General features: G+C 47.6%; 37 protein-coding genes and 1 other RNA gene. 28 read left to right on the top strand and 10 right to left on the bottom strand.

The genetic code is table 11. From position 1 onward, the window contains the following. Window positions 1–4: 4 nt before the first annotated feature. The 4 genes from JU82_RS09285 to fliD form a co-directional block, all read right to left on the bottom strand. Entirely contained in the window at window positions 5–1,099 is a 1,095-nt protein-coding gene (locus JU82_RS09285) for a radical SAM protein (protein WP_037949708.1), read from the bottom strand. After that, window positions 1,092–2,528: a glycosyltransferase family 1 protein gene (locus JU82_RS09280; protein ID WP_037949705.1), complete on the bottom strand. Its 1,437-nt coding sequence runs from the start codon at window positions 2,526–2,528 to the stop codon at window positions 1,092–1,094. Before JU82_RS09280 ends, JU82_RS09285 begins: the two co-directional genes overlap by 8 nt. Before the next feature lie 4 nt (window positions 2,529–2,532). Then, window positions 2,533–3,099 (bottom strand): SIS domain-containing protein, encoded by a 567-nt coding sequence (locus tag JU82_RS09275; RefSeq protein ID WP_037949703.1) that lies wholly within the window; start codon window positions 3,097–3,099, stop codon window positions 2,533–2,535. A 135-nt stretch (window positions 3,100–3,234) separates the two neighbouring features. Further along, window positions 3,235–4,632 carry a flagellar filament capping protein FliD gene (fliD, locus tag JU82_RS09270; RefSeq protein WP_037949701.1) on the bottom strand — a complete coding sequence of 466 codons (1,398 nt, stop codon included), beginning with the start codon at window positions 4,630–4,632 and terminating at the stop codon, window positions 3,235–3,237. 295 nt (window positions 4,633–4,927) lie between these two features. Here fliD and ffs point away from each other — a divergent pair. After that, window positions 4,928–5,025: signal recognition particle sRNA small type (gene ffs / locus JU82_RS12045), an RNA gene on the top strand. A 25-nt stretch (window positions 5,026–5,050) separates the two neighbouring features. Here the strand turns inward: ffs and JU82_RS09265 are convergent. The 3 genes from JU82_RS09265 to JU82_RS09255 form a co-directional block, all read right to left on the bottom strand. Beyond that, window positions 5,051–5,287: a hypothetical protein gene (locus JU82_RS09265; RefSeq protein ID WP_037949699.1), complete on the bottom strand. Its 237-nt coding sequence runs from the start codon at window positions 5,285–5,287 to the stop codon at window positions 5,051–5,053. Between the two features lie 116 nt (window positions 5,288–5,403). Next, window positions 5,404–5,952, bottom strand: coding sequence for a ribonuclease HII (locus JU82_RS09260; protein ID WP_037949697.1), 549 nt, complete (start codon window positions 5,950–5,952; stop codon window positions 5,404–5,406). A 75-nt stretch (window positions 5,953–6,027) separates the two neighbouring features. Further along, entirely contained in the window at window positions 6,028–7,092 is a 1,065-nt protein-coding gene (locus JU82_RS09255) for an ATP-binding protein (RefSeq protein ID WP_037949694.1), read from the bottom strand. Window positions 7,093–7,279: 187 nt separating this feature from the next. Here JU82_RS09255 and rpsJ point away from each other — a divergent pair, with 187 nt between their 5' ends. The 25 genes from rpsJ (at window position 7,280) to JU82_RS12040 (ending at window position 19,244) form a co-directional block, all read left to right on the top strand. Next, window positions 7,280–7,591 (top strand): 30S ribosomal protein S10, encoded by a 312-nt coding sequence (gene rpsJ, locus JU82_RS09250; protein ID WP_037949692.1) that lies wholly within the window; start codon window positions 7,280–7,282, stop codon window positions 7,589–7,591. A gap of 10 nt (window positions 7,592–7,601) precedes the next feature. Further along, window positions 7,602–8,177, top strand: a complete 576-nt coding sequence (rplC, locus tag JU82_RS09245; RefSeq protein ID WP_037949690.1) for a 50S ribosomal protein L3 — start codon at window positions 7,602–7,604, stop codon at window positions 8,175–8,177. After that, entirely contained in the window at window positions 8,174–8,788 is a 615-nt protein-coding gene (rplD, locus tag JU82_RS09240; protein ID WP_294892740.1) for a 50S ribosomal protein L4, read from the top strand. The genes rplC and rplD overlap by 4 nt, the downstream gene beginning before the upstream one ends. 1 nt (window position 8,789) lies before the next feature. Next, window positions 8,790–9,071 carry a 50S ribosomal protein L23 gene (locus JU82_RS09235; RefSeq protein WP_015652595.1) on the top strand — a complete coding sequence of 94 codons (282 nt, stop codon included), beginning with the start codon at window positions 8,790–8,792 and terminating at the stop codon, window positions 9,069–9,071. Between the two features lies 1 nt (window position 9,072). Beyond that, entirely contained in the window at window positions 9,073–9,903 is an 831-nt protein-coding gene (rplB, locus tag JU82_RS09230; RefSeq protein WP_037949686.1) for a 50S ribosomal protein L2, read from the top strand. Between the two features lie 3 nt (window positions 9,904–9,906). Beyond that, window positions 9,907–10,188, top strand: a complete 282-nt coding sequence (rpsS, locus tag JU82_RS09225; RefSeq protein WP_037949684.1) for a 30S ribosomal protein S19 — start codon at window positions 9,907–9,909, stop codon at window positions 10,186–10,188. A gap of 9 nt (window positions 10,189–10,197) precedes the next feature. Beyond that, window positions 10,198–10,515, top strand: a complete 318-nt coding sequence (gene rplV / locus JU82_RS09220) for a 50S ribosomal protein L22 (RefSeq protein ID WP_037949682.1) — start codon at window positions 10,198–10,200, stop codon at window positions 10,513–10,515. A 2-nt stretch (window positions 10,516–10,517) separates the two neighbouring features. Then, window positions 10,518–11,228 carry a 30S ribosomal protein S3 gene (gene rpsC, locus JU82_RS09215; protein WP_037949680.1) on the top strand — a complete coding sequence of 237 codons (711 nt, stop codon included), beginning with the start codon at window positions 10,518–10,520 and terminating at the stop codon, window positions 11,226–11,228. 2 nt (window positions 11,229–11,230) lie between these two features. Further along, entirely contained in the window at window positions 11,231–11,656 is a 426-nt protein-coding gene (rplP, locus tag JU82_RS09210; protein WP_037949677.1) for a 50S ribosomal protein L16, read from the top strand. Beyond that, on the top strand, window positions 11,643–11,828 hold the full coding sequence (gene rpmC / locus JU82_RS09205; protein ID WP_037949675.1) for a 50S ribosomal protein L29: 186 nt from the start codon (window positions 11,643–11,645) through the stop codon (window positions 11,826–11,828). The genes rplP and rpmC overlap by 14 nt, the downstream gene beginning before the upstream one ends. Window positions 11,829–11,838: 10 nt before the next feature. Beyond that, window positions 11,839–12,090, top strand: coding sequence for a 30S ribosomal protein S17 (gene rpsQ, locus JU82_RS09200; RefSeq protein WP_037949673.1), 252 nt, complete (start codon window positions 11,839–11,841; stop codon window positions 12,088–12,090). Beyond that, window positions 12,087–12,455 carry a 50S ribosomal protein L14 gene (gene rplN, locus JU82_RS09195; protein WP_037949671.1) on the top strand — a complete coding sequence of 123 codons (369 nt, stop codon included), beginning with the start codon at window positions 12,087–12,089 and terminating at the stop codon, window positions 12,453–12,455. Before rpsQ ends, rplN begins: the two co-directional genes overlap by 4 nt. Next, entirely contained in the window at window positions 12,455–12,685 is a 231-nt protein-coding gene (rplX, locus tag JU82_RS09190) for a 50S ribosomal protein L24 (protein WP_037949737.1), read from the top strand. Before rplN ends, rplX begins: the two co-directional genes overlap by 1 nt. 2 nt (window positions 12,686–12,687) lie before the next feature. After that, window positions 12,688–13,233: a 50S ribosomal protein L5 gene (gene rplE, locus JU82_RS09185; protein ID WP_037949669.1), complete on the top strand. Its 546-nt coding sequence runs from the start codon at window positions 12,688–12,690 to the stop codon at window positions 13,231–13,233. Beyond that, window positions 13,233–13,418, top strand: a complete 186-nt coding sequence (locus JU82_RS09180) for a type Z 30S ribosomal protein S14 (protein ID WP_037949667.1) — start codon at window positions 13,233–13,235, stop codon at window positions 13,416–13,418. The genes rplE and JU82_RS09180 overlap by 1 nt, the downstream gene beginning before the upstream one ends. A gap of 41 nt (window positions 13,419–13,459) precedes the next feature. Continuing rightward, window positions 13,460–13,855, top strand: coding sequence for a 30S ribosomal protein S8 (gene rpsH, locus JU82_RS09175; RefSeq protein WP_037949665.1), 396 nt, complete (start codon window positions 13,460–13,462; stop codon window positions 13,853–13,855). 9 nt (window positions 13,856–13,864) lie between these two features. Next, a complete protein-coding gene (rplF, locus tag JU82_RS09170; RefSeq protein WP_037949663.1) occupies window positions 13,865–14,401 on the top strand; it encodes a 50S ribosomal protein L6 in 537 nt (178 codons plus the stop codon). Window positions 14,402–14,412: 11 nt separating this feature from the next. Beyond that, window positions 14,413–14,769: a 50S ribosomal protein L18 gene (rplR, locus tag JU82_RS09165; RefSeq protein ID WP_037949661.1), complete on the top strand. Its 357-nt coding sequence runs from the start codon at window positions 14,413–14,415 to the stop codon at window positions 14,767–14,769. Window positions 14,770–14,779: 10 nt separating this feature from the next. After that, complete coding sequence (rpsE, locus tag JU82_RS09160) at window positions 14,780–15,223, top strand: 30S ribosomal protein S5 (RefSeq protein ID WP_037949659.1); 444 nt, start codon at window positions 14,780–14,782, stop codon at window positions 15,221–15,223. A 3-nt stretch (window positions 15,224–15,226) separates the two neighbouring features. Beyond that, window positions 15,227–15,625 (top strand): 50S ribosomal protein L15, encoded by a 399-nt coding sequence (gene rplO / locus JU82_RS09155; RefSeq protein WP_037949656.1) that lies wholly within the window; start codon window positions 15,227–15,229, stop codon window positions 15,623–15,625. Then, entirely contained in the window at window positions 15,625–16,887 is a 1,263-nt protein-coding gene (gene secY / locus JU82_RS09150; protein ID WP_037949654.1) for a preprotein translocase subunit SecY, read from the top strand. The genes rplO and secY overlap by 1 nt, the downstream gene beginning before the upstream one ends. Window positions 16,888–16,889: 2 nt before the next feature. After that, window positions 16,890–17,648 carry a type I methionyl aminopeptidase gene (map, locus tag JU82_RS09145; RefSeq protein WP_037949652.1) on the top strand — a complete coding sequence of 253 codons (759 nt, stop codon included), beginning with the start codon at window positions 16,890–16,892 and terminating at the stop codon, window positions 17,646–17,648. Window positions 17,649–17,659: 11 nt separating this feature from the next. Beyond that, entirely contained in the window at window positions 17,660–17,878 is a 219-nt protein-coding gene (gene infA, locus JU82_RS09140) for a translation initiation factor IF-1 (RefSeq protein ID WP_013459075.1), read from the top strand. 75 nt (window positions 17,879–17,953) lie between these two features. Continuing rightward, complete coding sequence (gene upp / locus JU82_RS09135) at window positions 17,954–18,574, top strand: uracil phosphoribosyltransferase (RefSeq protein ID WP_037949649.1); 621 nt, start codon at window positions 17,954–17,956, stop codon at window positions 18,572–18,574. Between the two features lie 139 nt (window positions 18,575–18,713). After that, window positions 18,714–19,244, top strand: a complete 531-nt coding sequence (locus JU82_RS12040; protein ID WP_294892722.1) for a tetratricopeptide repeat protein — start codon at window positions 18,714–18,716, stop codon at window positions 19,242–19,244. 25 nt (window positions 19,245–19,269) lie between these two features. Here JU82_RS12040 and JU82_RS09125 read toward each other — a convergent pair whose 3' ends face one another. The 3 genes from JU82_RS09125 to JU82_RS09115 are packed head-to-tail and all read right to left on the bottom strand — an operon-like array spanning window position 19,270 to window position 20,657. Then, on the bottom strand, window positions 19,270–19,584 hold the full coding sequence (locus tag JU82_RS09125; protein WP_037949647.1) for a pyrimidine/purine nucleoside phosphorylase: 315 nt from the start codon (window positions 19,582–19,584) through the stop codon (window positions 19,270–19,272). A 28-nt stretch (window positions 19,585–19,612) separates the two neighbouring features. After that, window positions 19,613–19,828, bottom strand: coding sequence for a hypothetical protein (locus tag JU82_RS09120; protein ID WP_037949645.1), 216 nt, complete (start codon window positions 19,826–19,828; stop codon window positions 19,613–19,615). Next, complete coding sequence (locus JU82_RS09115; protein ID WP_037949643.1) at window positions 19,818–20,657, bottom strand: S1-like domain-containing RNA-binding protein; 840 nt, start codon at window positions 20,655–20,657, stop codon at window positions 19,818–19,820. Before JU82_RS09115 ends, JU82_RS09120 begins: the two co-directional genes overlap by 11 nt. Window positions 20,658–20,696: 39 nt before the next feature. Here JU82_RS09115 and JU82_RS09110 point away from each other — a divergent pair, with 39 nt between their 5' ends. Together JU82_RS09110 and JU82_RS09105 are read left to right on the top strand one after the other, a co-directional pair. Further along, on the top strand, window positions 20,697–21,449 hold the full coding sequence (locus JU82_RS09110) for an SDR family NAD(P)-dependent oxidoreductase (RefSeq protein WP_037949641.1): 753 nt from the start codon (window positions 20,697–20,699) through the stop codon (window positions 21,447–21,449). A gap of 26 nt (window positions 21,450–21,475) precedes the next feature. Continuing rightward, window positions 21,476–22,143: molybdopterin-dependent oxidoreductase (locus tag JU82_RS09105; RefSeq protein WP_037949639.1), on the top strand; the 668-nt coding region annotated here is incomplete at its 3' end.

Below are 22,143 nucleotides of genomic sequence, written 5' to 3'. Positions count from 1 at the left end.
ACCTTTAAATAAAATTGTCGTGAGCATTGGGGTTTTGAAGCCGCCAGAGATAGCGGTTGACTTCATCCATGCGGCAGTTGACCCGGCATCCGTTGATATCGAGCTCGTTTTGGACGTATTCGTAGCTTTGCCGCCGCTTTTCCCCTTCCCAGATCGATTTGAATCCCGTTTCGTTGATGTTTCCGTAGCAAAATTTCTCTTGTCCAAGATAGGCACTGCACCCGTAAACGTCGCCGTTGGAAGCGATGTATCCCCAGAAAAACGGGGTCGAGAGGCATTTTTTGTATCCGTGTTGTTTTTCGGTGTATTTGCGCATCGTGTTGGCACGGAAGACCACATTGAAAGAGGCCGTATTGCACGCGGCCAGTTCCGCTTCCAAATCCATGTAGTCGTCGTAGTTGATCTGTTCGTAGGCGTGCGTTTCGCTAAAGAGATGCTGGGAATAGGGTTTGATAACCAGATAGTCCAGCCCGATATCGGCACACAGTTTCGCCAGCGTCACGGCGCTGTCGCGGTTTTCCGGCAGCAACAGCATCTGCGCCCCGAGGGTGCAGGTGTATCCGTACTCGCGTTTGAGACGGACTGCGTAGCGCAGATTCTCGATGACTCGGTGAAAATCGTCTTCTTTGGTCTGGTGAATGGCGGCGTAACTTTCGGGTGTTCCGGCATTGAGGCTCACTTTGACCCAGGAGCAGTGGCGGACGAACGTTTCGATGCTCTTCGTGTTGCAGGGGACGAAGTTGGTGGTGATGGAGGTGTCGATGCCGATAGAAGCACAGTGCTCGATCACCGACGCAAGCGGGGTAAAGAGCAGCGGCTCTCCTTCACCCGCGAACATCACGCTGCGCACTCCCCCTTCGGCCATTTCGCCGAGAGCGGCTTTGAGCGCTTTTTCTTCCTGCCCTATCTTTTCGTATCCCATGTAATCCAGAGCGCAGAACGTGCAACGGTGGTTGCACCCGCCGTACGGAGAGATTTCGACGTAGATGGGATAAACTTTTTTCAGTTTTTCCCAATCGTTTCCGGCGTTGCTCCACTGTGCCACCCGTTCGGGATGGTACATCAGCTTGTGTGAATCAATACGGTAAATATCACCCATGTTTTAATTGCTCCTCAACGGATTGGACAATGCGTTTTGCGAAATGTTCATAGCTGTTGTCATCGACAAGAGCGGTCAAATCGTTTGGCGAACCGTGTTTAATGATCTTTATGATGTCTTTGACGGTTCGAAAATACGCGAGTGCATTTTCGTAAAACGGGGGAGTATCATTGTATCGGCAGTCGTACACAATGGGCTGACAGCCGCACGCGGCAGCTTCAAGCGTTCGTTGTTGCAGGACATACATACTGTGCGGTACCAAGGTGTATGCGGCACTGTTGTAAACGGCGGCTACTTGATCATAAGGGAGAGAACCTTTACAGTAAGGTTTGAGAACGTCGTATTGCTCCCAGCCCCATCCGTAGATTTCGACCGGCAGGCCGGTCTGCTGATGAATCTTATGCAGCCACAACACGGTTATGTCCCGCACGACGTACGCGATAACGTGATTCTGGATGTACTCGGGGCTCAGATTATACTTTTTGGCCCATTTTTGGATAATGTCCGCTGTAAATTCTTTACCTTGGTCCAAGACATCGATCGCGTCTTTGACGATTTTCGTATTGTGGTGTTGCGCGTCCAGTCGAGGGGCGTACGAACTGCCGATAAAAATAATTTTCTGCTCGCGCGTGAGTGTCTCATCGGTTTTAAAGATGGCTTTGTTGACACAAAAAGACTGGCGACTGAAAGGGATTCCCTTTTTTTCCAGCAAAAGGTCTATTTCAGGAAGCAGGGAATAGACGGTATCACGCTTCCGAAGCACGATGGGCCGGGTATTTTGAAGCACAGGCATAAAGTCTTGAAACCAGACGAAATTAAAGACGTCGTCGTGCAGAAAACTGTTATTGAAATGGTTGATATTGATAACGACGTTTGGGTTAAATTGAATGTAATGGGCCAAATGGATAAACGTATCTATCTTTTGCATGTCGTTTTCTTCAATGGAAAGAAAAACCTGATGGCCGAGTGCTCTAAACGCGTCCGCTATATTTTGGCTGATGTACTGCATGACCGTTGTTTCACGGGACGCTATCAGAAAAATTTTCAGTGTCTCTGAAAATTCCGGTTGCAGTTTCCTGGCGTTGTTCATCAGCGCATCGGACATAGCGTTGCGTTCTGTATCGATGGCTTTGAGTGTTTGTTGAATGGCGGATACCAATTCGTTTTTGACATCACCGGAATATTCTTTGATGCCGAAATGTATCCGTTCGGGTAAACGGTTCTTGGTCGTCAGAAAATATTCGTAGAAAGTATTGACCGGTACGTTGATGCAGTTTTCAGGGGCATTCGGGATCGATTCGCCGTCATAGTAGCAGATTTGCAAACCGTCAACATGCGGATTTGATGTTTCGACCCGGTTTCTTTTTTCTGCTTCTTCAAAAGCGGTAATCGGATCAAAACAATAAATATCTTTTTGGTAATTATCCACCGTATCAATCCTTTTGTACAAACCATGAGTATAGCATGTGATTGATCACCATGTGGACATCTTCGACCAGACCGTATTCGCCCGGATTGGTTTGCGCGTGCAAAACAATGTCGCTCAGTCGGGCTAATTCTCCGCCGTCAAAACCGCTGAAGCCGACGACGGTTGCTCCGATCTCTTTGGCATAGCGGACAGCTTTAATGATATTCGGCGACGTGCCGCTGCATGAAATCGCAATAACAACATCTTGAGGATTGAGGACATTTTTTAGTTGCAGATAAAAAATATTGTCATAACCGGTATCGTTTGCGATGGCGGTGCATGAAGCGAGGTTATCGGCGAGGGCAATCGCGGATATGTTCAGTTTTCCGCGGCGTTTCAGGCCGATACCGAAATCGTTGACCATGTGCGATGCCGTGGCGGCGCTTCCGCCGTTTCCGATAATGTAAACGCGCTGTTCGCCGCTCAGAGTGCAGAGAAGTTGTTCGAGCTTGACAAGCTCATTTTTGTCCAGCGAGGATAATATTCTATGCAGATGATCGATGTATTCACTGATGAAGAGTTTGAACTGCATATAATGCCCTTTTTTTAAAACCGGAGAAACAGATTGAACGGCCTGCCTGAAGAGGCAGGGAATGACTATTGTGTGTCGGTTCTGTTTCTCAACGTACCATTTCAGCTAAAAAGCATATTGCGTACCACTTACGGGTTAGCCTTTAGAATTTACCTCGGCTTGGATCATCATGTTAAGTGATGAAAATTGAGCGTTGATTTTGCTGATAACGGCATCGTAAGCCGAAAACCGCTTGGTCAGAATATCATATCTGGATTCGAGAGATGCCAGCATCCGCGCGCGCTCTTCATTTAGCGACGTCATTTTTTTATCCATGTTCGACTGATAATTGTCAAGCAATCCGTTATAACCGGTATATTCGTTGATCTTGTCGTTCAGGGTTGAAAAGAGACCTGTTTTCGTCTGGCCGCTGACGCTGTCGTAACCGCCCGCCATGAAAAGGTTTACAGCGGTAGGATCAGCCGTCAGTGCCGCTTTGAACGTTGTGCTGTTGAACGTCATAGTACCGCTTTTATCAATATCGATACCGTAATTCATGAGCGAATCGTTGTCGCTGTTGACCGAAATGATGATGCTGTTGATCTCACGACTGATGGATTTAATGAAACTGTCTCCGTTGAATACGCCCTGAGAACCTGTCTCCTGGTCAGACATCGTCATATCACGCAAATTGGTGATCAACGTATTGTACGATTCGACAAACAGTTCCATTTCCGCGGTAATCGCGTCTTGGTCTTGTTTGATGTCGACATTGGCCGTTTCACCCGCCGTTGTGAGTTTGAGCGTTACGCCGTTGATAACATCGGAAATTTCATTGGTTGAGCGCGTCACGGTAATGCCATTGTATTTGAGAATGGCGTCTTGCGCAGTCAAAACAGACGTAAAACCGCTCGTTGCCGTGGCGTCGTTGTAGATTGCATCGACAAGCCCGGAACCGGGAACGCTCGGCGTATCCGAAATCGATATGGCTTGATCCGCCCCCGTGTTTTTGGAAGAGAGAATAAGCTTGTACGACGTTGCCCCCGTTTGCAAAACGGATGCCGTTACCTGCGTCCCGGCGGCATCATTGATCGCTGTCGCCAATTCTTCCAGTGTGGTCGCTGCCGTATAATTGACGTTGTAGGTCGTACCGTCAATGGTGACCCCCATGGTACCGCTACCGTCGGCGACTGTGCTGGTCGCAGAGAGGAAAGAACCGGATTCCTGAATATTTTTTTGAGCCAGCTGCACGGTTTGCAGAGTGAACGATTCGACAGCGGCGCCGGCTTCCGCCACGACTTGGAGATTGCCTCCTGTTACGGTGGTGGTGCGCTTTGCGTACAGCGAATCGTAACTCAAAGCCGAAACACTGCTTTTGAAGGAGCTGATAAGCGAATCCAGAAGGTCAAATGCCGTCTCTTTTTGGTCTTGAAGATCAAGTTTGTTATCGATCGGCGTAATAAGACGGGCTTCATCAGCGGCTTTTAATTGTTCAAGTACATCGGCAGTCAATACGCCTGAGCCGATACCGAGCGAACTGATTGAACTGGCCATGGCATGATCCTTTATATAAGGCAAAGATTTATTTTTATATCGGCAAAATTTTTTATTTTATTAATAGTCGGAAATAAAAGAGTACGAAATGCCATTTTTTGCGTAAAAAAGTTCCCCACGGAAATGATCATTGGAGCGATGAAACTTCTAAGCAGTTCGTCCTTTCGCGTTTGAGACGATAGTGCTTCACCAGAGGTCTGGCTTCGGCATCGAGGGCGCTAATGAGGTAAATCATGAAGATATTATAGTAGTTTGTCTTGCATTTACAGGTTCAAACGGCTATAATTCGCCAACTCTTCTAGACCTGTGCAAGGGTGCGTAAAGGCACTGTGTCAGGGTAGGAATACAGCAGCACACCTATGCGTGCTTTGTGCCGCAGGTATCTGGGAGAGCCTTCCTTTCTGTAAAAACAATCCGATTATTTTTTTTCGTCTTCTCTGTATTGTCCGGCTTTACATCCCGTTGGGCTGCTCGGCGGATTTTCTTTCAAATAGCACAAATCTTCATACGCTTGTTTCAGCACTTTGCTCTCTCTCAACAGCGGCAGCATTTTTTCATCTTTTTCGCTTAATGAAAGGCTTTGATCGTACAACAGCGCCTTGACTTCGGCATCGACGGCGGCAAGGGCTGCTTCGAGATGGGTAAGTGAAACCATAAAACCTCTTTTTTGGGTGATTATAGCAATATACAATGGAATTTTTGTCCCTCTTTGGGGCAGGCTTTAGTGCCATAGCGGCAAGCGTAGCCAAAGGGATTTTATTCCTTTGGCGTTCAAAACAAACTGGGTTGCAGCGCTTTGAGTTTGAAACTTTTACGGTGGATGTCGCAGTATCCGTATTGCCGGATCGCTTCGATATGGGCGGCGCTGCCGTACCCTTTGTGCCCTTCGAATCCGTACTGCGGATAGAGGCGAGAGAGTTCAACCATCTCGCGATCGCGCGAAACTTTGGCGAGGATCGAGGCGGCGCTTACTTCGGCGACGGTCGCGTCGGCTTTGACAAGGGTGCGCAGGCCACTGACGCCGAACGTGGAATTGCCGTCATAGAGATAATCGGCTTCCCCTAACGCGTACATGATCTCGCGAAGCCCCTGTGCCAGACAGGCCGAGATACCCAGAGTATCGACCTGAGCCGCGTCAAAACGGGCAATATGGTGGGTTGAATGGGCAATGATGATGTCAAACAGCTGTTCGCGCTTTTTTTCGCTCAGTTTTTTTGAATCCCCTAGCCCGTCGATCGGTGTGTGAAGAATCACCCCGGCGATGTAGAGCGATCCGGCCAGCGGTCCCCGACCGGCTTCGTCAATACCGCAAAAATTCATTGTGAAACCTGCTTTTAAATTTTTCGGCATTGTAGAACATTCTTGACGAAAAACGGATTAAGAACACAGGCGTGCTTACTCTTCACCGAGCGTCCATTGGGCAAACGGCACCATCTCGATCCGTGCGATCGGATGTGAAAGGGTGCTTTCCAGATTCATCGTCACGGCGATGATCTCTCTGACCCCGTTGGTGATGATAAATCCTTCCAGACTCTCCACCTTCTTGAAAAGTGCGTGTTCGTTGGCAAACGGCAAAGCCAGAATAATCTGGGAGCGTCCGGGAAGGTAAAAATCGATCCCTTCCTCGTAATAACATTCGACGTTGTGTTTGATCAGCTCCAGATAGATCAGATTCTCGAAAACCCTTCCGAAATGCTTTTGCAGGTTCAGCGCCTGTTTGATCGCGGTATCGCACAGATACAATTTTTTAACGGCGCTGGGATGGTTGTATTTTTCAAGCATGTAGAGGTAGCGTTTGTCGATCAGTGCCTGGACATGCAGATAGAGTTTGTCTTTGGAGATTTTGCGTTCCCCTTTGAGCCGTTCGTAGAGGTTGAACGCCGAAACCTTCTGCGTCACCATTTTGGACGATTGGGTCATGATATCCAGTTCGATCGGCTCCAGAGCGCGTATCAGCGTTTTTTGCAGATACAGCAGCCGCTCTGCGGCATTGATACGGTGCATTGCCGGAAATCCCCCAAGTTGGAAAAAATGGTTGAGCGCGGTGGAGTCGAATTTGGGTTCGAAGGCCAAAAACTCTTCGAAATCGAGCAGATTCACCGGCAATACCTCTACGGCGGTATCGAGAGGCTGCTCGGAGGAGAGGATGATTTGGTCGATCTCAAAGAGCCTGACCCCTTCGCGATAGTTATCGAGGGCAAGGATGGAGATTTTGTGCTCCCGGCAAAACGGTTCCAGAACGGCATTGAGTTCGTTGACGTCCAAGCGCAGATCACGGCAATCGAGATAAAGATAGGCTGACTTCTTTTTTGAAAGGAGATAGTTTTTAATCAGCGACGTTTTCCCCGACTGCGTGATGCCGACAAGGGCGACGCTTTCTTCACCGATGGCTGCTTTGCGCTCGATAAAGAGGGGATTGTGCAGATCGTAGCGGTAATATTCGTCAAGTAATACGGTCATCTGCAGCCTCTTTTAGTAAAAAATCATCATGCCAATATACACACTTCCTTCTTAAAAGGAAACAAATTAATACCATTATACGTTTTTTACCCCCAAAATCCTTGACCCTAGGGGGGGATGTCGGTATAATTTCGCCGCCTTATATAGTCAGACATGATCTGACGAGTTCTTTATTAAGGAAAACATTATGGAAAAGATTCGTTTGAAACTTAGAGCATACGATCATCGTGTACTTGATCGTTCAGTTGCCTCTATCGTTGAAGCTGTAAAGCGAACGGGTGCGGAAATTCGCGGCCCAATCCCTTTGCCAACCAAGATTCGTAAGTATACGGTTCTCAAATCTCCGCACGTAAACAAAAGTTCACGTGAGCAATTCGAGATCCGAATGCATGCACGTTTGATCGACATCGTATCGGCTACGCCGGACACTGTTGATTCGTTGATGAAGCTTGACTTGGCTCCGGAAGTGGACGTAGAAGTTCGCTCTATGGACAAGTAAGGAGTAGGGTGTGGAATACATTGTAGAAAAAATCGGTATGAGCCGAACAGTCGGAGCACAAAGCAAAGTTGTTACTCTTTTGAAAGTAAAAGAAGTAAAAGTTTGCGAAGTGAACGACGGTACAGCCCTTGTCGCGTACAGCGAAGGGAAAGCATCAAACAAATCGGTTGAAGGTCAGCAAAAGAAGTATAACCTTACTGCTGAGTTCAACAAATTCGCAACGCTAGAAGTCGCTAACACTGAAGCGGGCGATTTGGATATGAATCCTTTGACGGATGCAAAAACCGTTAAAAGCGTATTCAATACAAAAGGTCGCGGTTTTACCGGTGTTATGAAACGCTGGAATTTTGCCGGAGGACCTGGCGCACACGGTCACCGTTTTCACCGTACCGGTGGATCTATCGGTAACCGCGAATGGCCTGGTAAAGTCCAAAAAGGGCGCAAAATGTCAGGTCAATACGGTAACGAGCAAGTTACTGTCAAAAATGAAGTGATGTCATATGACGCACAAAACGGTGTATTGGTTGTCGTGGGTTCAATCCCGGGCGCTAACGGTGCACTAGGTCGTGTAAAGGTAGTGAAATAATGAGCGCGATTGTACTGAACGAAAAATTCGAAAAAGCCTCTGAATTGGCATTGCCTGAGAGCTTCAGCGGCATTAACCCGCACAATCTCTACTTGTACGTTAAATCGTACCAGGCGAGTATCCGTTCCAACACAGCTTCAGCGAAAACTCGCTCTGAAGTTCGCGGCGGCGGGAAAAAACCATGGGCTCAAAAAGGGCGAGGCGGCGCACGTGCCGGTTCACGCCGTTCACCTATCTGGGTTGGCGGTGCGATTGCACATGGTCCGAACACTGGTCGTAACTACGATCAAAAAGTCAACAAAAAGCAAAAGAAACTTGCACTTAAATGTGCTTTGGATGCTTTGGCACAAGCTGGGAAACTTTTTATCGTTGATTCGATCGAAGTTCCAAGCGGTAAAACAAAAGACGCACTGGCGCTGTTCAATGCTTTGAACGTTCGCGATGCGTTGTTGGTGAAAAAGATTCTCGACGAGAATACCTATCTTGCATTCCGTAACATTGCTTCTACCTACGTTGTAGAAGAGAATGAACTCAACGCCTTTTTGGCTGCGACATACCGTTCGGTAGTAATCGAAAAAGCGGTATGGGAAAATCTGACTAAAGAGAGCTAAGATGGCAGATATTACTGATATCAAATCGATCCTGTATACAGAGAAGACTCTTGGTCTTCAAGAAGAGGGCGTAATCGTAGTTCAAACGTCTCCACGTATGACTAAAAACGCTCTTAAAGAGGTGTTCAGAGAGTACTTCGGAATCGTTCCGGCTCGTGTTAACTCTTTGAATCAAAGCGGTAAAGTAAAACGCTTCCGCGGTCTCGCTGGCAAACAAAACGACTTTAAAAAGTTTTATGTGAAATTGCCAGAAGGCGCACAAATCGATAGTTTGGCGGTGTAATATGGCGATCAAAACGTATAAACCAACTACCCCGAGCCGACGTTTCTATACAAACGTTGACAACTCGGATATCACGGCAAAAGCGTCTGTTCGCTCATTGTTGAAAAAACTTCCGGCAGCTGCAGGACGTAACAACAACGGTCGTATCACGTCACGCCATAAAGAAGCGGGAGCTAAAAAGCTTTACCGTATCATCGATTTCAAACGTAACAAATTCGGCATTGCCGGTACTGTTGCGGCAATCGAGTACGATCCGTATCGTAACTGCCGTATCGCGTTGATCAACTACGCAGACGGTGAAAAACGCTACATCCTTCAACCGAAAGGTTTGAATGTCGGTGATGCGATTATGGCCGCTGAGAGCGGACTGGACATCAAATCGGGCAATGCCATGAAATTGATGAACATCCCTGTCGGTACTACGGTTCATAACATCGAGCTGAAACCTGGCAAAGGCGGACAAATCGTTCGTTCAGCGGGAACATCTGCACAAATCATGGGACGTGATGGCAAATATGTTTCACTTCGTCTTCCATCCGGCGAAATGCGTTACATTCTTGGCGAATGTATGGCAACTGTCGGTATCGTCGGTAACGAAGAGTACATCAACATCGTTCTTGGTAAAGCAGGGCGTACACGTCACATGGGTATCCGCCCTCAAACTCGTGGTTCTGCGATGAACCCTATCGATCACCCGCACGGTGGTGGTGAAGGTAAAACGAATTCAGGACGTCACCCGGTTACTCCATGGGGTAAACCGACTAAAGGTGCTAAAACACGTGGTAAAAAATCGAGCGATAGACTTATTATCTCTCGTCGTAAAAAGGGTTAATCAATGGCTAGATCGGTAAAAAAAGGACCGTTTGTTGACGGACACCTTATGAAAAAAGTGATTTCTGCCAAAGAGACGAAAAACAATAAACCAATCAAAACATGGTCACGCCGCAGCGTGATCCTGCCGGAAATGATCGGTTTGACGTTCACCGTCCATAATGGCCGTCAGTTTGTACCGGTTTTCGTAACAGAGAACCACATCGGTTACAAACTTGGTGAATTCGCACCAACACGTACATTTAAGGGCCATAAAGGTTCTGTACAAAAGAAAATCGGGAAATAAGGAAGAGATATGGCAAGAGCACTATTAAAATTCGTTCGCGTATCTCCGACTAAATCTCGTTTGATCGCTCGCGAAGTTCAAGGTATGAATGCTGAACAAGCATTGGCTGCATTGGAATTTACTCCAAACAAAGCGGCAAAAATTATTGCTAAAGTGGTTGCGTCTGCAGTCGCGAACAGCGGACAGGAAGCGGAAGATTGTGTTATCAAATCATGCCGCGTTGATGCAGGCCCGGTTTTGAAACGTTTCACACAACGTGCCCGCGGTAGTGCATCAGGTATCCGCAAACCGACTGCGCACATTTTGGTAGAAGTAGAGGGCAAATAATTATGGGTCAGAAAGTTAATCCTATCGGACTTCGTCTGGGTATCAACCGTAACTGGGAATCAAGATGGTTCCCTAACTTTAAAACGGCTCCGGTATCACTCGGCGAAGATCATAAAATCCGTACATTCTTGAAAAAAGAACTCTACTATGCCGGTGTGAGCAACATCGTCATCGAGCGTACTGCGAAACGTCTTCGCGTTACGATCATCGCGGCTCGTCCGGGAATCATCATCGGTAAGAAAGGTTCTGACATTGAAAAAATCAAAGAATCTCTTCAAGCCCTGATCGGTAAACCGGTTGCCGTAAACATCAAAGAAGAGAAAAAAGCACAAGCTTCTGCACAACTCGTTGCGGAAAACGTGGCTACTCAGCTTGAAAAACGTGTTGCATTCCGCCGCGCAATGAAAAAAGTTATGCAGAATGCACAACGTTCAGGCGCAAAAGGGATCAAAGTATCGGTTTCAGGTCGTCTCGGCGGTGCTGAAATCGCTCGTACAGAGTGGTATTTGGAAGGTCGCGTACCTCTTCATACTCTCCGTGCAAAAATCGATTACGGTTTTGCCGAAGCGCATACGACTTACGGTGTAATCGGGATCAAAGTTTGGATCTTCAAAGGTGAGGTTCTCACCAAAGGGATTCAGCCAGAAGCAAAAGAATCTAAAGAAGAGCGCGGCGAAGGTGAACAACGCCGCCCGCGCAGAAAGGCTAAATAATCATGTTGATGCCTAAACGTACGAAATATCGTAAACAAATGAAAGGGCGTAACCGCGGTTACGCCACACGCGGAAACAAATTGGACTTCGGTACAATCGGTTTCAAAGCAACGGAAGCGGGACGTATTAACTCTCGCCAAATCGAAGCGGCTCGTATCGCGGCTACCCGTCACATCAAACGTAACGGTAAAATCTGGATCCGTGTTTTCCCGGCTAAACCACTTACTGCTAAACCACTCGAAGTTCGTATGGGTAAAGGTAAAGGTGCTGTGGATCAATGGGTTATGAACATCGAACCGGGTCGTATCATTTTTGAAATGGGCGGAGTTGAAGAGGGTCTTGCGCGTGAAGCGTTGGCACTTGCGATGCAAAAACTCCCATTCAAAACAAAAATTGTTACTGCGGAGATGAGCAATGAAGTATACTGATTTGAACGGTAAAACAGCCGCTGAACTTCAGGGGATGCTCAAAGAGAAAAAAATTGAGCTCTTCACTTTGAAGATCAAGCAAAAAATGATGCAATTGACCAATACGAGCGAACTTCGCACGGCAAAAAAAGACATTGCACGCATCAACACAGCGCTTAGCGCAGTGAAGTAAGGGCCTAGCTATGACACATAAACGTGAAATTCAAGGTATCGTAGTCAAAAAAGCGGGTGACAAAACAGCGACTATCGTTGTTGAGCGCCGCGTAATGCACCCACGCTACCACAAAACGGTAAAACGTTTCAAAAAATACATGATTCACGACGAAAACAACCAACTGAACGTTGGCGACCAAGTCGTTGCGATTGAGTGCCGTCCGCTCTCAAAAAGCAAATCATTCCGTTTCAAAACTCTTGTTAAAGGGGTAGAAGCATGATTCAAAGTTTTACTCGTCTTGCAGTAGCCGATAACACAGGGGCTAAAGAGCTCATGTGTATCAAGGTTCTCGGCGGTTCAAAACGTCGTTACGCGACTGTCGGTGATGTTATCATCGCTTCGGTCAAAAAAGCGGCACCGACCGGTAAAATCAAAAAAGGTCAAGTAGTTACAGCTGTTGTTGTTCGTACGAAAAAAGAAGTACACCGTGAAAACGGTTCTTTGATCCGTTTCGACGAAAATGCAGCGGTTATCCTTGACAAAAAACGTGAGCCGGTAGGAACACGTATTTTCGGACCAGTAAGCCGTGAAGTTCGTTACGCTGGTTTCATGAAAATCGTTTCATTGGCTCCGGAGGTTGTATGATGGCAAAATTTAATTTCAAAAAAGGTGACACTGTCGAAGTGATCGCCGGTGACGACAAAGGTACGAAAGCAGAAGTGCTTCAAGTAATGCCTAAGAAAAACAAAGTGATCGTTAAAGGTTGCCGTGTTGCTAAAAAAGCAATCAAACCTAGCGAGCAAAATCCACAAGGCGGATTTATGAACAAAGAGATGCCGATCGATGCATCGAATGTCCGCAAAGTAGAGGCGTAATCATGGCACGTTTGAAAGATAAATATTTGGCGCTCAAACCTGAGCTCCAATCCGCTCTTGGCATTGCAAATGTAATGCAAGTTCCTGCTTTGGAAAAAGTGATCATTTCTGTCGGTTGTGGTTTTGCCATGAAAGACAACAAATTGATCCAAAACATCCAAGATACGATCAGCAACATTGCCGGTCAGCGCGCTTCGGTTGTCGTTGCACGCAAATCAGTTGCGGGATTTAAAGTACGTGAAGGGATGCCTGTCGGTGTGAAAGTAACATTGCGCGGTGCTCAAATGTACGATTTCATGGATAAATTGGTTAGCGTATCACTTCCCCGTGTTAAAGACTTCCGTGGTATTCCACGTAACGGTTTTGACGGTCGCGGAAACTATAACTTCGGTATTACCGAGCAGTTGATTTTCCCGGAAGTAAACTATGATGACATCATGCAAATCCACGGGATGAACATCACGGTCGTCACGACTGCAACAAACGACAAAGATGCATTCAAACTTCTTGAAATGCTCGGTATGCCGTTTGCTAAAGGGAGAGAATAATGGCTAAAAAGTCAATGATCGCTAAAGCGGCTCGCAAACCAAAATTTGCTGTCCGCGCTTACACACGCTGCCAGATCTGCGGTCGTCCGCACTCTGTTATCAGCGATTTCGGAATTTGTCGCGTTTGCTTCCGTAAAATGGCAAACGAAGGGTTGATCCCAGGCGTTAGAAAGTCAAGCTGGTAATTCCGGCTTGATACTCCTAATGATTAGATAAGGAATATTAAATGATTAATGATTTGATCGCGGATTCGTTGACTCGTATCCGTAATGCGGCTATGCGTCGTTTGGATTCTACAATATTGGTTCATTCAAAAGTTGTAGAAGCTGTGGTTGCCATTTTGGCAGACAAAGGGTACATTGAGAGCTTTAACGTAGTCGAAGACGGCGTTAAAAAATCGATCAACGTCGTATTGAAATACGATGAAAAAGGTCGTACGGTTATCAATGAAGTAAAACGTGTTTCCAAACCTGGACGCCGTATTTACAAAGGCAAAGATGAACTTAAACGTTTCAAAAACGGTTACGGTACCATCATCGTCAGCAGTTCTAAAGGGGTACTTCCTAACGATAAAGCATTCGAGCTTGGCGTTGGCGGCGAAGTCCTTTGTACAATTTGGTAAGGAGATAAGATGTCACGTATTGGTAAAAATCCTATTTCTATCCCAAATGATGTTAAAGTGAGCATTGACGGAACCGTCATTAGTTTCGCAAAAGGCAACGTTACACAAGTACTCGATACACGCGGAAACTGCGGTGTTACGTTCGAAGATAACGCTTTGACATTCAGCACAAACTCTGACCACCGCCAAGACCGTGCGTTTTGGGGAACCTACCGTTCACTTGCGGCAAACATCGTTACCGGTTTGACAACAGGTTTTGAGAAAAAACTGGAAATCAACGGGGTCGGTTACCGTGCAGCGGTTCAAGGAAACGTATTGAACCTTCAACTCGGATTCAGCCACGATATCAACTACGATATCCCCGCGGGAATCACGATTGCCGTAGAGAAAAACGTTATCAGCATCAAAGGTGCGGATAAACAACAAGTCGGGCAAATCGCTGCTGAAATTCGTTCATTCCGTCCGCCAGAGCCGTATAAAGGTAAAGGTGTTAAATACTCTGATGAAACTATCCTGCGTAAAGCCGGTAAGACATCTAAGAAATAAGGGGCGATGAAATGACAGGTAAAATACTTAAAATCAAATCGGCAAAACGCATTCAGCGTAAACGCCGTATCCGCTCTAAAATCGCAGGATGCGCAGCACTTCCACGTGTTTCCGTATTCCGCTCTAACCGCTACATCAGCGCACAAGCGATCAACGATGAGCAGGGTGTAACGCTTGCGAGCGTACATTCAAAAACTTTGGGTCTTCGCGCAAACAAAGAAGGTGCTGAAAAAGCAGCTGCAGCGTTTGCTAAAACCCTCAAAGATGCCGGAATTAACGAGATTACGTTCGACCGTAACGGTTTCTTGTACCACGGTGTTGTAAAAGCGTTTGCCGATTCACTTCGTGCAAATGAAATCAAGTTTTAAGGGCTGATCGATGAATCCGATTAATAGAGAAGAATTTGAAGAATCGATCGTAAACATCGGTCGTGTAACAAAAGTTGTAAAAGGTGGACGTCGTTTCCGTTTTACTGCTCTTGTGGTTGTCGGTAACAAAAAAGGGACTGTCGGCTACGGTGTGGGTAAAGCGAAAGAGGTTCCCGATGCGATTCGTAAAGCAGTAGATGAAGCGTTCAAAAATCTGACGGAAGTCAAGATCAAAGGGACTACTATCGCTCACGATATCGAAGTCAAATACAATGCAAGCCGTATTTTGCTTAAACCGGCATCTGAAGGTACAGGGGTTATCGCCGGTGGCGCTACTCGTCCGGTACTCGAGCTTGCAGGGATCCAGGACATTCTTACGAAGTCTTTGGGTTCAAACAATCCAAACACCGTGGTTCGTGCGACAATTGACGCACTTTCACGTATTAAAGGGTAAGTAATGGCACTCGAAAATCTTACACCTGCTGCGGGTTCAACCCACAGCAAAAAACGTATCGGACGCGGCCAAGGCAGCGGAACCGGTAAAACTGCCGGTAAAGGGCACAAAGGTCAAAAAGCGCGTAAAGGTTACAATGAAAAGCGTAACTTCGAGGGTGGACAACAGCCACTTGCTCGCCGTTTGCCAAAAATCGGTTTTACATCACAAGTTGTTAAACCATACGTTATCAATGTAGAGAAAGTGAAAGAAGTAGCTGCTCTTGCCGAGATTACAATGGAAACAATCCGTAGTGTACACCGTATGAAAAAATCGGTCGTTAGCGTTAAACTTGTCGGTGCAAGCGCTAAAGATCTGGCATCTAAAATTAAAGACGAAAACGTTACAACAACTGGTAAATAATGAACCAACAGCTTGTAAACAAGATCTTAATTACGATCGGTTTTCTCTTCATCTTCCGGTTGCTGGCATACGTGCCGGTACCGGGTGTTGACACAGCGGTCATTGCGTCGTTTTTTGACGATCACGCAGCAGATGCACTGGGTCTGTTTAATATGTTCAGCGGAAATGCCGTAGAACGCCTCTCGATCATCTCTCTTGGCATCATGCCTTACATCACCGCTTCAATTATCATGGAACTGTTGGCTGCGACTTTCCCTAACCTTGCTCAAATGAAAAAAGAGCGTGACGGTATGGTGAAATACATGCAGATTATCCGTTATGCGACGATTGCGATTACGATTGTTCAGGCGATCGGTGTCAGCATCGGTTTGCAAAGCATGACGGGCAAAGACGGCAGCAGCGCAGTATTGGTTGACCATACTACGTTTATGATTCTTGCGACGGTTTCAATGCTGGCGGGTACGATGCTGCTGATGTGGATCGGTGAGCAGATTACCCAAAGCGGAATCGGAAACGGTGTTTCTTTGATCATCTTCGCGGGTATCGTTTCGGCTATTCCTAGCGGAATTTCTCAGTCGATAACGATGGTGAATACGGGGGCGATGAGCTTCCTGACATTGCTGTTGGTTATCGCGCTGATTATTGCTACCGTTTTGGTCATTATCTATGTTGAGCTGGGGGAACGCCGTATTCCGGTTACCTACGCCAAAAAGACGATGCTTCAAAACCAGAACAAACGGGTTATGAACTACATTCCGGTCAAAGTGAATCTTTCAGGGGTAATCCCGGTCATTTTCGCATCGGCCATCTTGATGTTCCCGATGACGGTGCTTTCTTCAAGTACCAATCCGTATGTTCAGGGCGTAGCTGATGCTTTGAATCCGAACGGGTATTTCTTTAACCTGCTGCAGTTTTTGTTTGTCGTTTTCTTCGCGTTTTTCTATGCGTCAATCGTATTCAACGCAAAAGACATCTCCGACAACCTCAAACGTCAAGGCGGCTTTATCCCCGGTGTGCGTCCGGGCGAATCGACCAAAGACTTTTTGAACGAGACAGCCGGCCGCCTCACCTTTACGGGTGCGATTTACCTTGGGCTTGTGGCAACATTGCCATGGGTTATTCTCAAAGGGGCCGGGGTTCCGTTCTTCTTCGGAGGAACGGCCGTTTTGATCGTCGTGCAGGTTGCTTTGGATACGATGCGTCGTATCGAAGCGCAGGTTTACATGAGCAAATATCAAACTCTTAGCGCGGTTGGCCTGTAAAAATGGCGATTGCGCTACGAAAAAACGATGAAATCATAAAATTGCGTGCGGCGAATCAAATCGTCGGTGCAACTCTAGAACTTTTGGCTCAACACACTAAGCCCGGAGTCACCTTGAAAGAACTGGATGCCATGGCGGAAGAGTACATCCGAAGTCAAGGCGCCATCCCCTCTTTCAAAGGGCTTTACGGCTTCCCCAATGCCGTCTGCATCTCTGTCAACGAAGTGATTATTCACGGGATACCCACCGATTATGCCCTCAAAGAAGGGGATATCGTCGGTTTTGACGTCGGAACCAAAAAAGGGGGGTATTTCGGGGACGGGGCCGTTTCGGTCGGTGTCGGCACGATCAGCAAAGAAGACGAAGCGCTCATCGCGTGCGCTAAAGATTCTCTTTACCATGCGATTGAGATTATCAAAGACGGGATGCGGTTTAAAGAACTCTCGCAAGAGATCGAAAAATTCATCCTTGAGCGCGGTTTTGTCCCTTTGCGGGGATTTTGCGGTCACGGAATCGGGAAAAAACCCCATGAAGAACCTGAAATACCCAATTATCTGGACGGACCTAACGCAAAAGCGGGACCGAAGATCAAAAACGGAATGGTCTTTTGCATCGAACCGATGATCTGTCACAAAGAGGGAACGTCCAAGATTTTGGCCAATGGATGGGATGTAGTCAGTACGGACGGGCTGAGAGGCTCTCATTATGAGCATACGGTTGCGGTTATCAACGGTAGAGCTGAAATATTATCAATCGCGTAAAAAGGATCAATATGGCAAAAGATGATGTCATTGAAGTAGACGGAAAGATCATTGAGGCGCTACCGAACGCAACGTTTCGTGTGGAGTTGCCAAACGGGCACGTTATTTTGTGTCATATCGCAGGTAAAATGCGGATGCACTACATCAAAATTCTCCCGGGGGATACGGTCAAAATCGAACTGACTCCTTACAGTTTGGACAAAGGGCGTATCACTTACCGCTACAAATAAAACGCCTTGCCCCGTGCAGGTGCGTTTGTCTCCACGATTTCACTATAATTACGCATATCAATACAAAGAGTAACGATGTGTACCAACCCCCAATCTCCTTTGCTGACGACGCTTGTCAATACACTTCGCGATGCTACGGTACCGTCATTCGTTTTTCGTCACACAATCAAAGAAATAACTAAACTTTTGTTGAACGAAGCTCTCAAGGATATGCCGACAAGAGCAAAAAAAATTGCGACATGGCAAGGAGAGATGGAAGTCGAATGCATCGACGAATCATCGATTATGGTCGTGTCGGTGTTGCGGGCCGCTTTGCCGATGCACGAAGCCGTGATTGAAACCGTGAATAATGCCGTATCGGGGTTTTTGGGCATTAAACGAGATGAAAAGACGCATCAAAGCAAACTCTATTATGACCGGGCGGGAGATTGCAGCGGCAAAACAGTTATTGTAGTCGATACGATGGTAGCGACGGGAGGCTCTGTGTGCGACGCGATAGATATCGTCAAACAAAAAGGGGCCAAAACGATCAAGACGCTGCATGTCATCGGTTCGCCGGAGGGGATAAAGCAGATTGAGGAGCGTTACGGCGACGTTGAGATCTTCATCGCGCAGATTGATCGCGGGTTGGATGAGAATAAATACATTATCCCGGGTTTGGGAGATGCGGGCGATCGAGCCTATAATACATTTTAAAAGAAGGATGCGGATGCATTTTAGGATAGTGTTTATATGGTTGCTGGCTATTACAGCCGGCATGTCATCAGAGATTCGGGATCAAAGAAGTCAGGAATCGTTTTGGAAGGTTTATACGAGCGCCCTTCGCGGTGAGCAGATGGCGCAATACCAGGTCGGAGTGATGTACGAGCGGGGTATCGGAGTGGAGCGAAACCAGGCGCAGTCCGTTTCGTGGTATGAAAAATCGGCGCAGCAGGGGTATATGGACGCGCAGTACAATCTGGCATTGATGTACGCATCGGGACGGGGAGTGGAGAAAAACCTGGAGAATGCGATGGTTTGGCTGTCAAAAGCGGCCAAGCAAGGAGACAAGGAAGCACGCAAACTTTTGCTGGAAATCATTGACGGAAAACACGACGATGCAAAGGTCGCCGCACCGGTTGAAGCGATGGCCGAGAATGATGATGCCCTCCGACCGATACCGCCCTCAACGTTGGTGACGAAAGACGGAGCGCAGGTATGCACGGGCAAAGGCGAATGCCGACGTTATCAGAGCAACATGGTTTTGACGTCGGTCAGCATGCGCGGATCACGCTACAAAATCAGCGGCACAGTCACGAAAAAAGGATGGCGCTCATTTGATGAAGACGGTTGGATTGATGCGGAGTATGTCCGGATTAGAGAGTAAAGTCAGCCTCGAAAGAGGCGGCACTTTATTTGACGAAACTGCAGCAGTAGTCTGAAACGGTTTTGACTTTGAGGTGGAATGCGCTGTTCGCCGCAACTTCAAAGCTTTGCGGGCCGGTAACGCTGATCCAGGCATCCGAGCCGGGGAGTTGAACATCCATCTCACCGCTCATGATCTCCATAATCTCTTTGTCGCCCGTATTGAAGGTATATTCACCCGGCAGCATGATTCCGAGCGTTTTGATGCTTCCGTCGTCGAAACGGACGGTGCGGCTGGTAACTTTTCCGTCGAAATAGACATTGGCTTTTTTATCGACGGTGACGTTGGCAAATTGAGACATAAACTTCCTTTGTAAAATAGTGGCGCAATTATAGCGGGTTGATCTCTTTCTTGATCTTTTTGGGAAGGTGGGCGAAGGGAAAATCGGTGACGATTTTGGTTTCGTTTCCCTCCTGAACGCTTACTTCCATATCCATCGTTTCGCGGTTCATGCTGAGCAGGGTAATGATTTTCCCGCCCTCTTCGTAACTGATGTTGCGGGTGCTTAGGCGGACTTGCGGAGATTTTCGCGGTTTAAATCCCATAGATTCCATTCTCCTTGATTGTGATTTTGCCGCTTTCGCTAAGCTGGGTGAGGGCGCTTTTGAAACTTTTTTTACTCAGGCCGAACGTTTGCTGGATCAGTTCCGGATCACTCTTGTAGTTGTAAGGGAGCATACCGCCGTTGGCTTGGAGCATGGTGTAAATTTTGTCTGCGGCATTTCCGGCCTTGGCTTTACCCGTCATCTGCAAAGAGAGATCGAGCTTTCCGTCTGGGCGAAGCATTTTAACAAACCCGCTTTTGCTCTGGCCTACACGGATCTCTTCGAAAATCTCGTTATGGTAGATCATGCCTTCGTATTTATGGTCAATGATCGCTTTGTACCCTAGGGGAGTTTTGGCAATGATCACAAAGGTGACCGGGGTGTTGGGATAAAAATCTCTGGGCGGCTGCAACAGCCCGCCGGTGATCTTTTCGGTACCGACCAGTCGGCCTGTCTGTTCGTCGAGAATGACGCGGATCAGCCGCTTTTCACCGACGGCAAAAGGACGTTTCTGAAGCGCTCTGGGGACAAACAGGTCCTTGAGCAATCCCCAGTCGACGAAGGCTCCGATGGATGTTGTATCGACTACTTCGACGAAAGCGATTTCACCGAGTTTGGCTTTGGGTGTCAGCGTCGTGGCGACGGGACGGTCTTCGCTGTCGGTGTAGACGAAGACGTCGATCGTATCGCCCACGTGCATCGCCTCGGTGACATACTGATTCGGCAACAGGATATCGCTTCCGTCCAGTGCGCGCAAAAATAATCCCGGAGCGGTCGAGCGGTCGATAACGAGGGTATTGATTTCCCCGATGGCTATTGTTTCGTTCATGGGTATAATTATATCGATATTTACCTTTTTGGAGTCGGGATGCGCATTATCATTACAGGTGCCAGCAGCGGATTAGGTGAAGCGATGGCCCTTCATTATGCAGCGCCTTCCCAACGCCTCGTATTGATGGCCCGTCGGGAAGATCGGCTGAATGACGTCGCTGAGCGATGCCGTGCGCAGGGGGCCGAGGTCGAAACCGTGATCGCCGACGTAACCGATTTCGGGCGGATGCGCCGTATCGGGGAAGAGCTGGCGCAAGGCGATATCGGCCGCATCATCTTCAATGCCGGAGTTTCGGTCGGTCATTCAGGAGGCGTTACGCCGTTCGAAGATTTCGAGAAGCTTTTTAAAACCAATTTTTTGAGCGTTCACGCGTTACTGGAGCCGATCATCCCTAAACTAATTGCGCAGGGAAGCGGAGAATTGGTCTTTATTTCCTCGTTGGCATCACTCTTGACGATGCCGACCTCGATCGCCTACAGCAGTTCCAAACGGGCTTTGAACGCCTACGCCGAAGGGTTGCATCATCAGCTCTCGCTGCACGGGATAAAGGTTATGACGATCATGCCGGGATTCATCGATTCGGAGATGACGCGGAAAAACCGTTTCAAAATGCCGTTTTTGCTGACGACGGAAGCGGGAGTCGCCTGCATCGCCGGTGCGATCGAGCGAAAGAGAATACGGTATGCTTTCCCTTTTAGGTTTTACTTAATGATCCGAATTGTCTCGTTATTTCCGCAGTCCTTAAGAGACAAAATTGTAAACTTCACCAATTTTAAAAAGGGTACGTAAACCCGAACTTGAGAGGGAATATCTCTATGATCATCGACAGCGTTTGTACCTATTGCGGTGTAGGATGTGATATTTCCGCTGAGGTGGAAGATAACAAAATCCAGAAAATTTTTGCCAAAGAAGAAGGGACCGTTTCGCAAGGAAGGCTCTGCATCAAAGGAAAACAGGGGTGGGACTTTCTGACCCATGCCAAGCGCCTGCGAAACGCACGGGTGCGCAAATCGTTTTTAAATAAAAACGCGGCATTGTTCGCCGATCTGGATATGGATTATCTCGAACCCGTCGGGACGGAGTGGTACGAGATAAGCTATGAGAGCGCCTACGAACTTGTTGCGCGCAAGCTCAAAGCGATTACCGGTGAGCACGGACCGCACTCTTTTGCCGCGATCGGCGGAGCGCGTACCAGCTGTGAGAGTTCCTATCTGTTTCAGCATTTCACCCGCCACGTCGTCGGCTCTCCCCATGTCGACAACTGCGCCAGAGTCTGTCATTCTCCGTCGCTCAAAGGGATGCGAACCACGATCGGCGAAGGGGCAGCGACCAACCCGTTTGACGACATCTATGAGACCGAATACATGATTGCGATGGGGACGAATACGACCGAAGGGCATCCCATCGTGGCCAATCGGATGTTGGACGTCATCAAAAACAAAGGGGTCGAACTCGCCGTTCTCGACGTTCGCCGGATTCAGCT

Source organism: Sulfuricurvum sp. MLSB, assembly GCF_000747095.1.
In the GTDB taxonomy this organism is placed as follows: Bacteria; Campylobacterota; Campylobacteria; order Campylobacterales; family Sulfurimonadaceae; genus Sulfuricurvum.
Note: the sequence above shows the minus strand (reverse complement) of the source record. Positions and strands in the feature narration are given on the sequence as shown.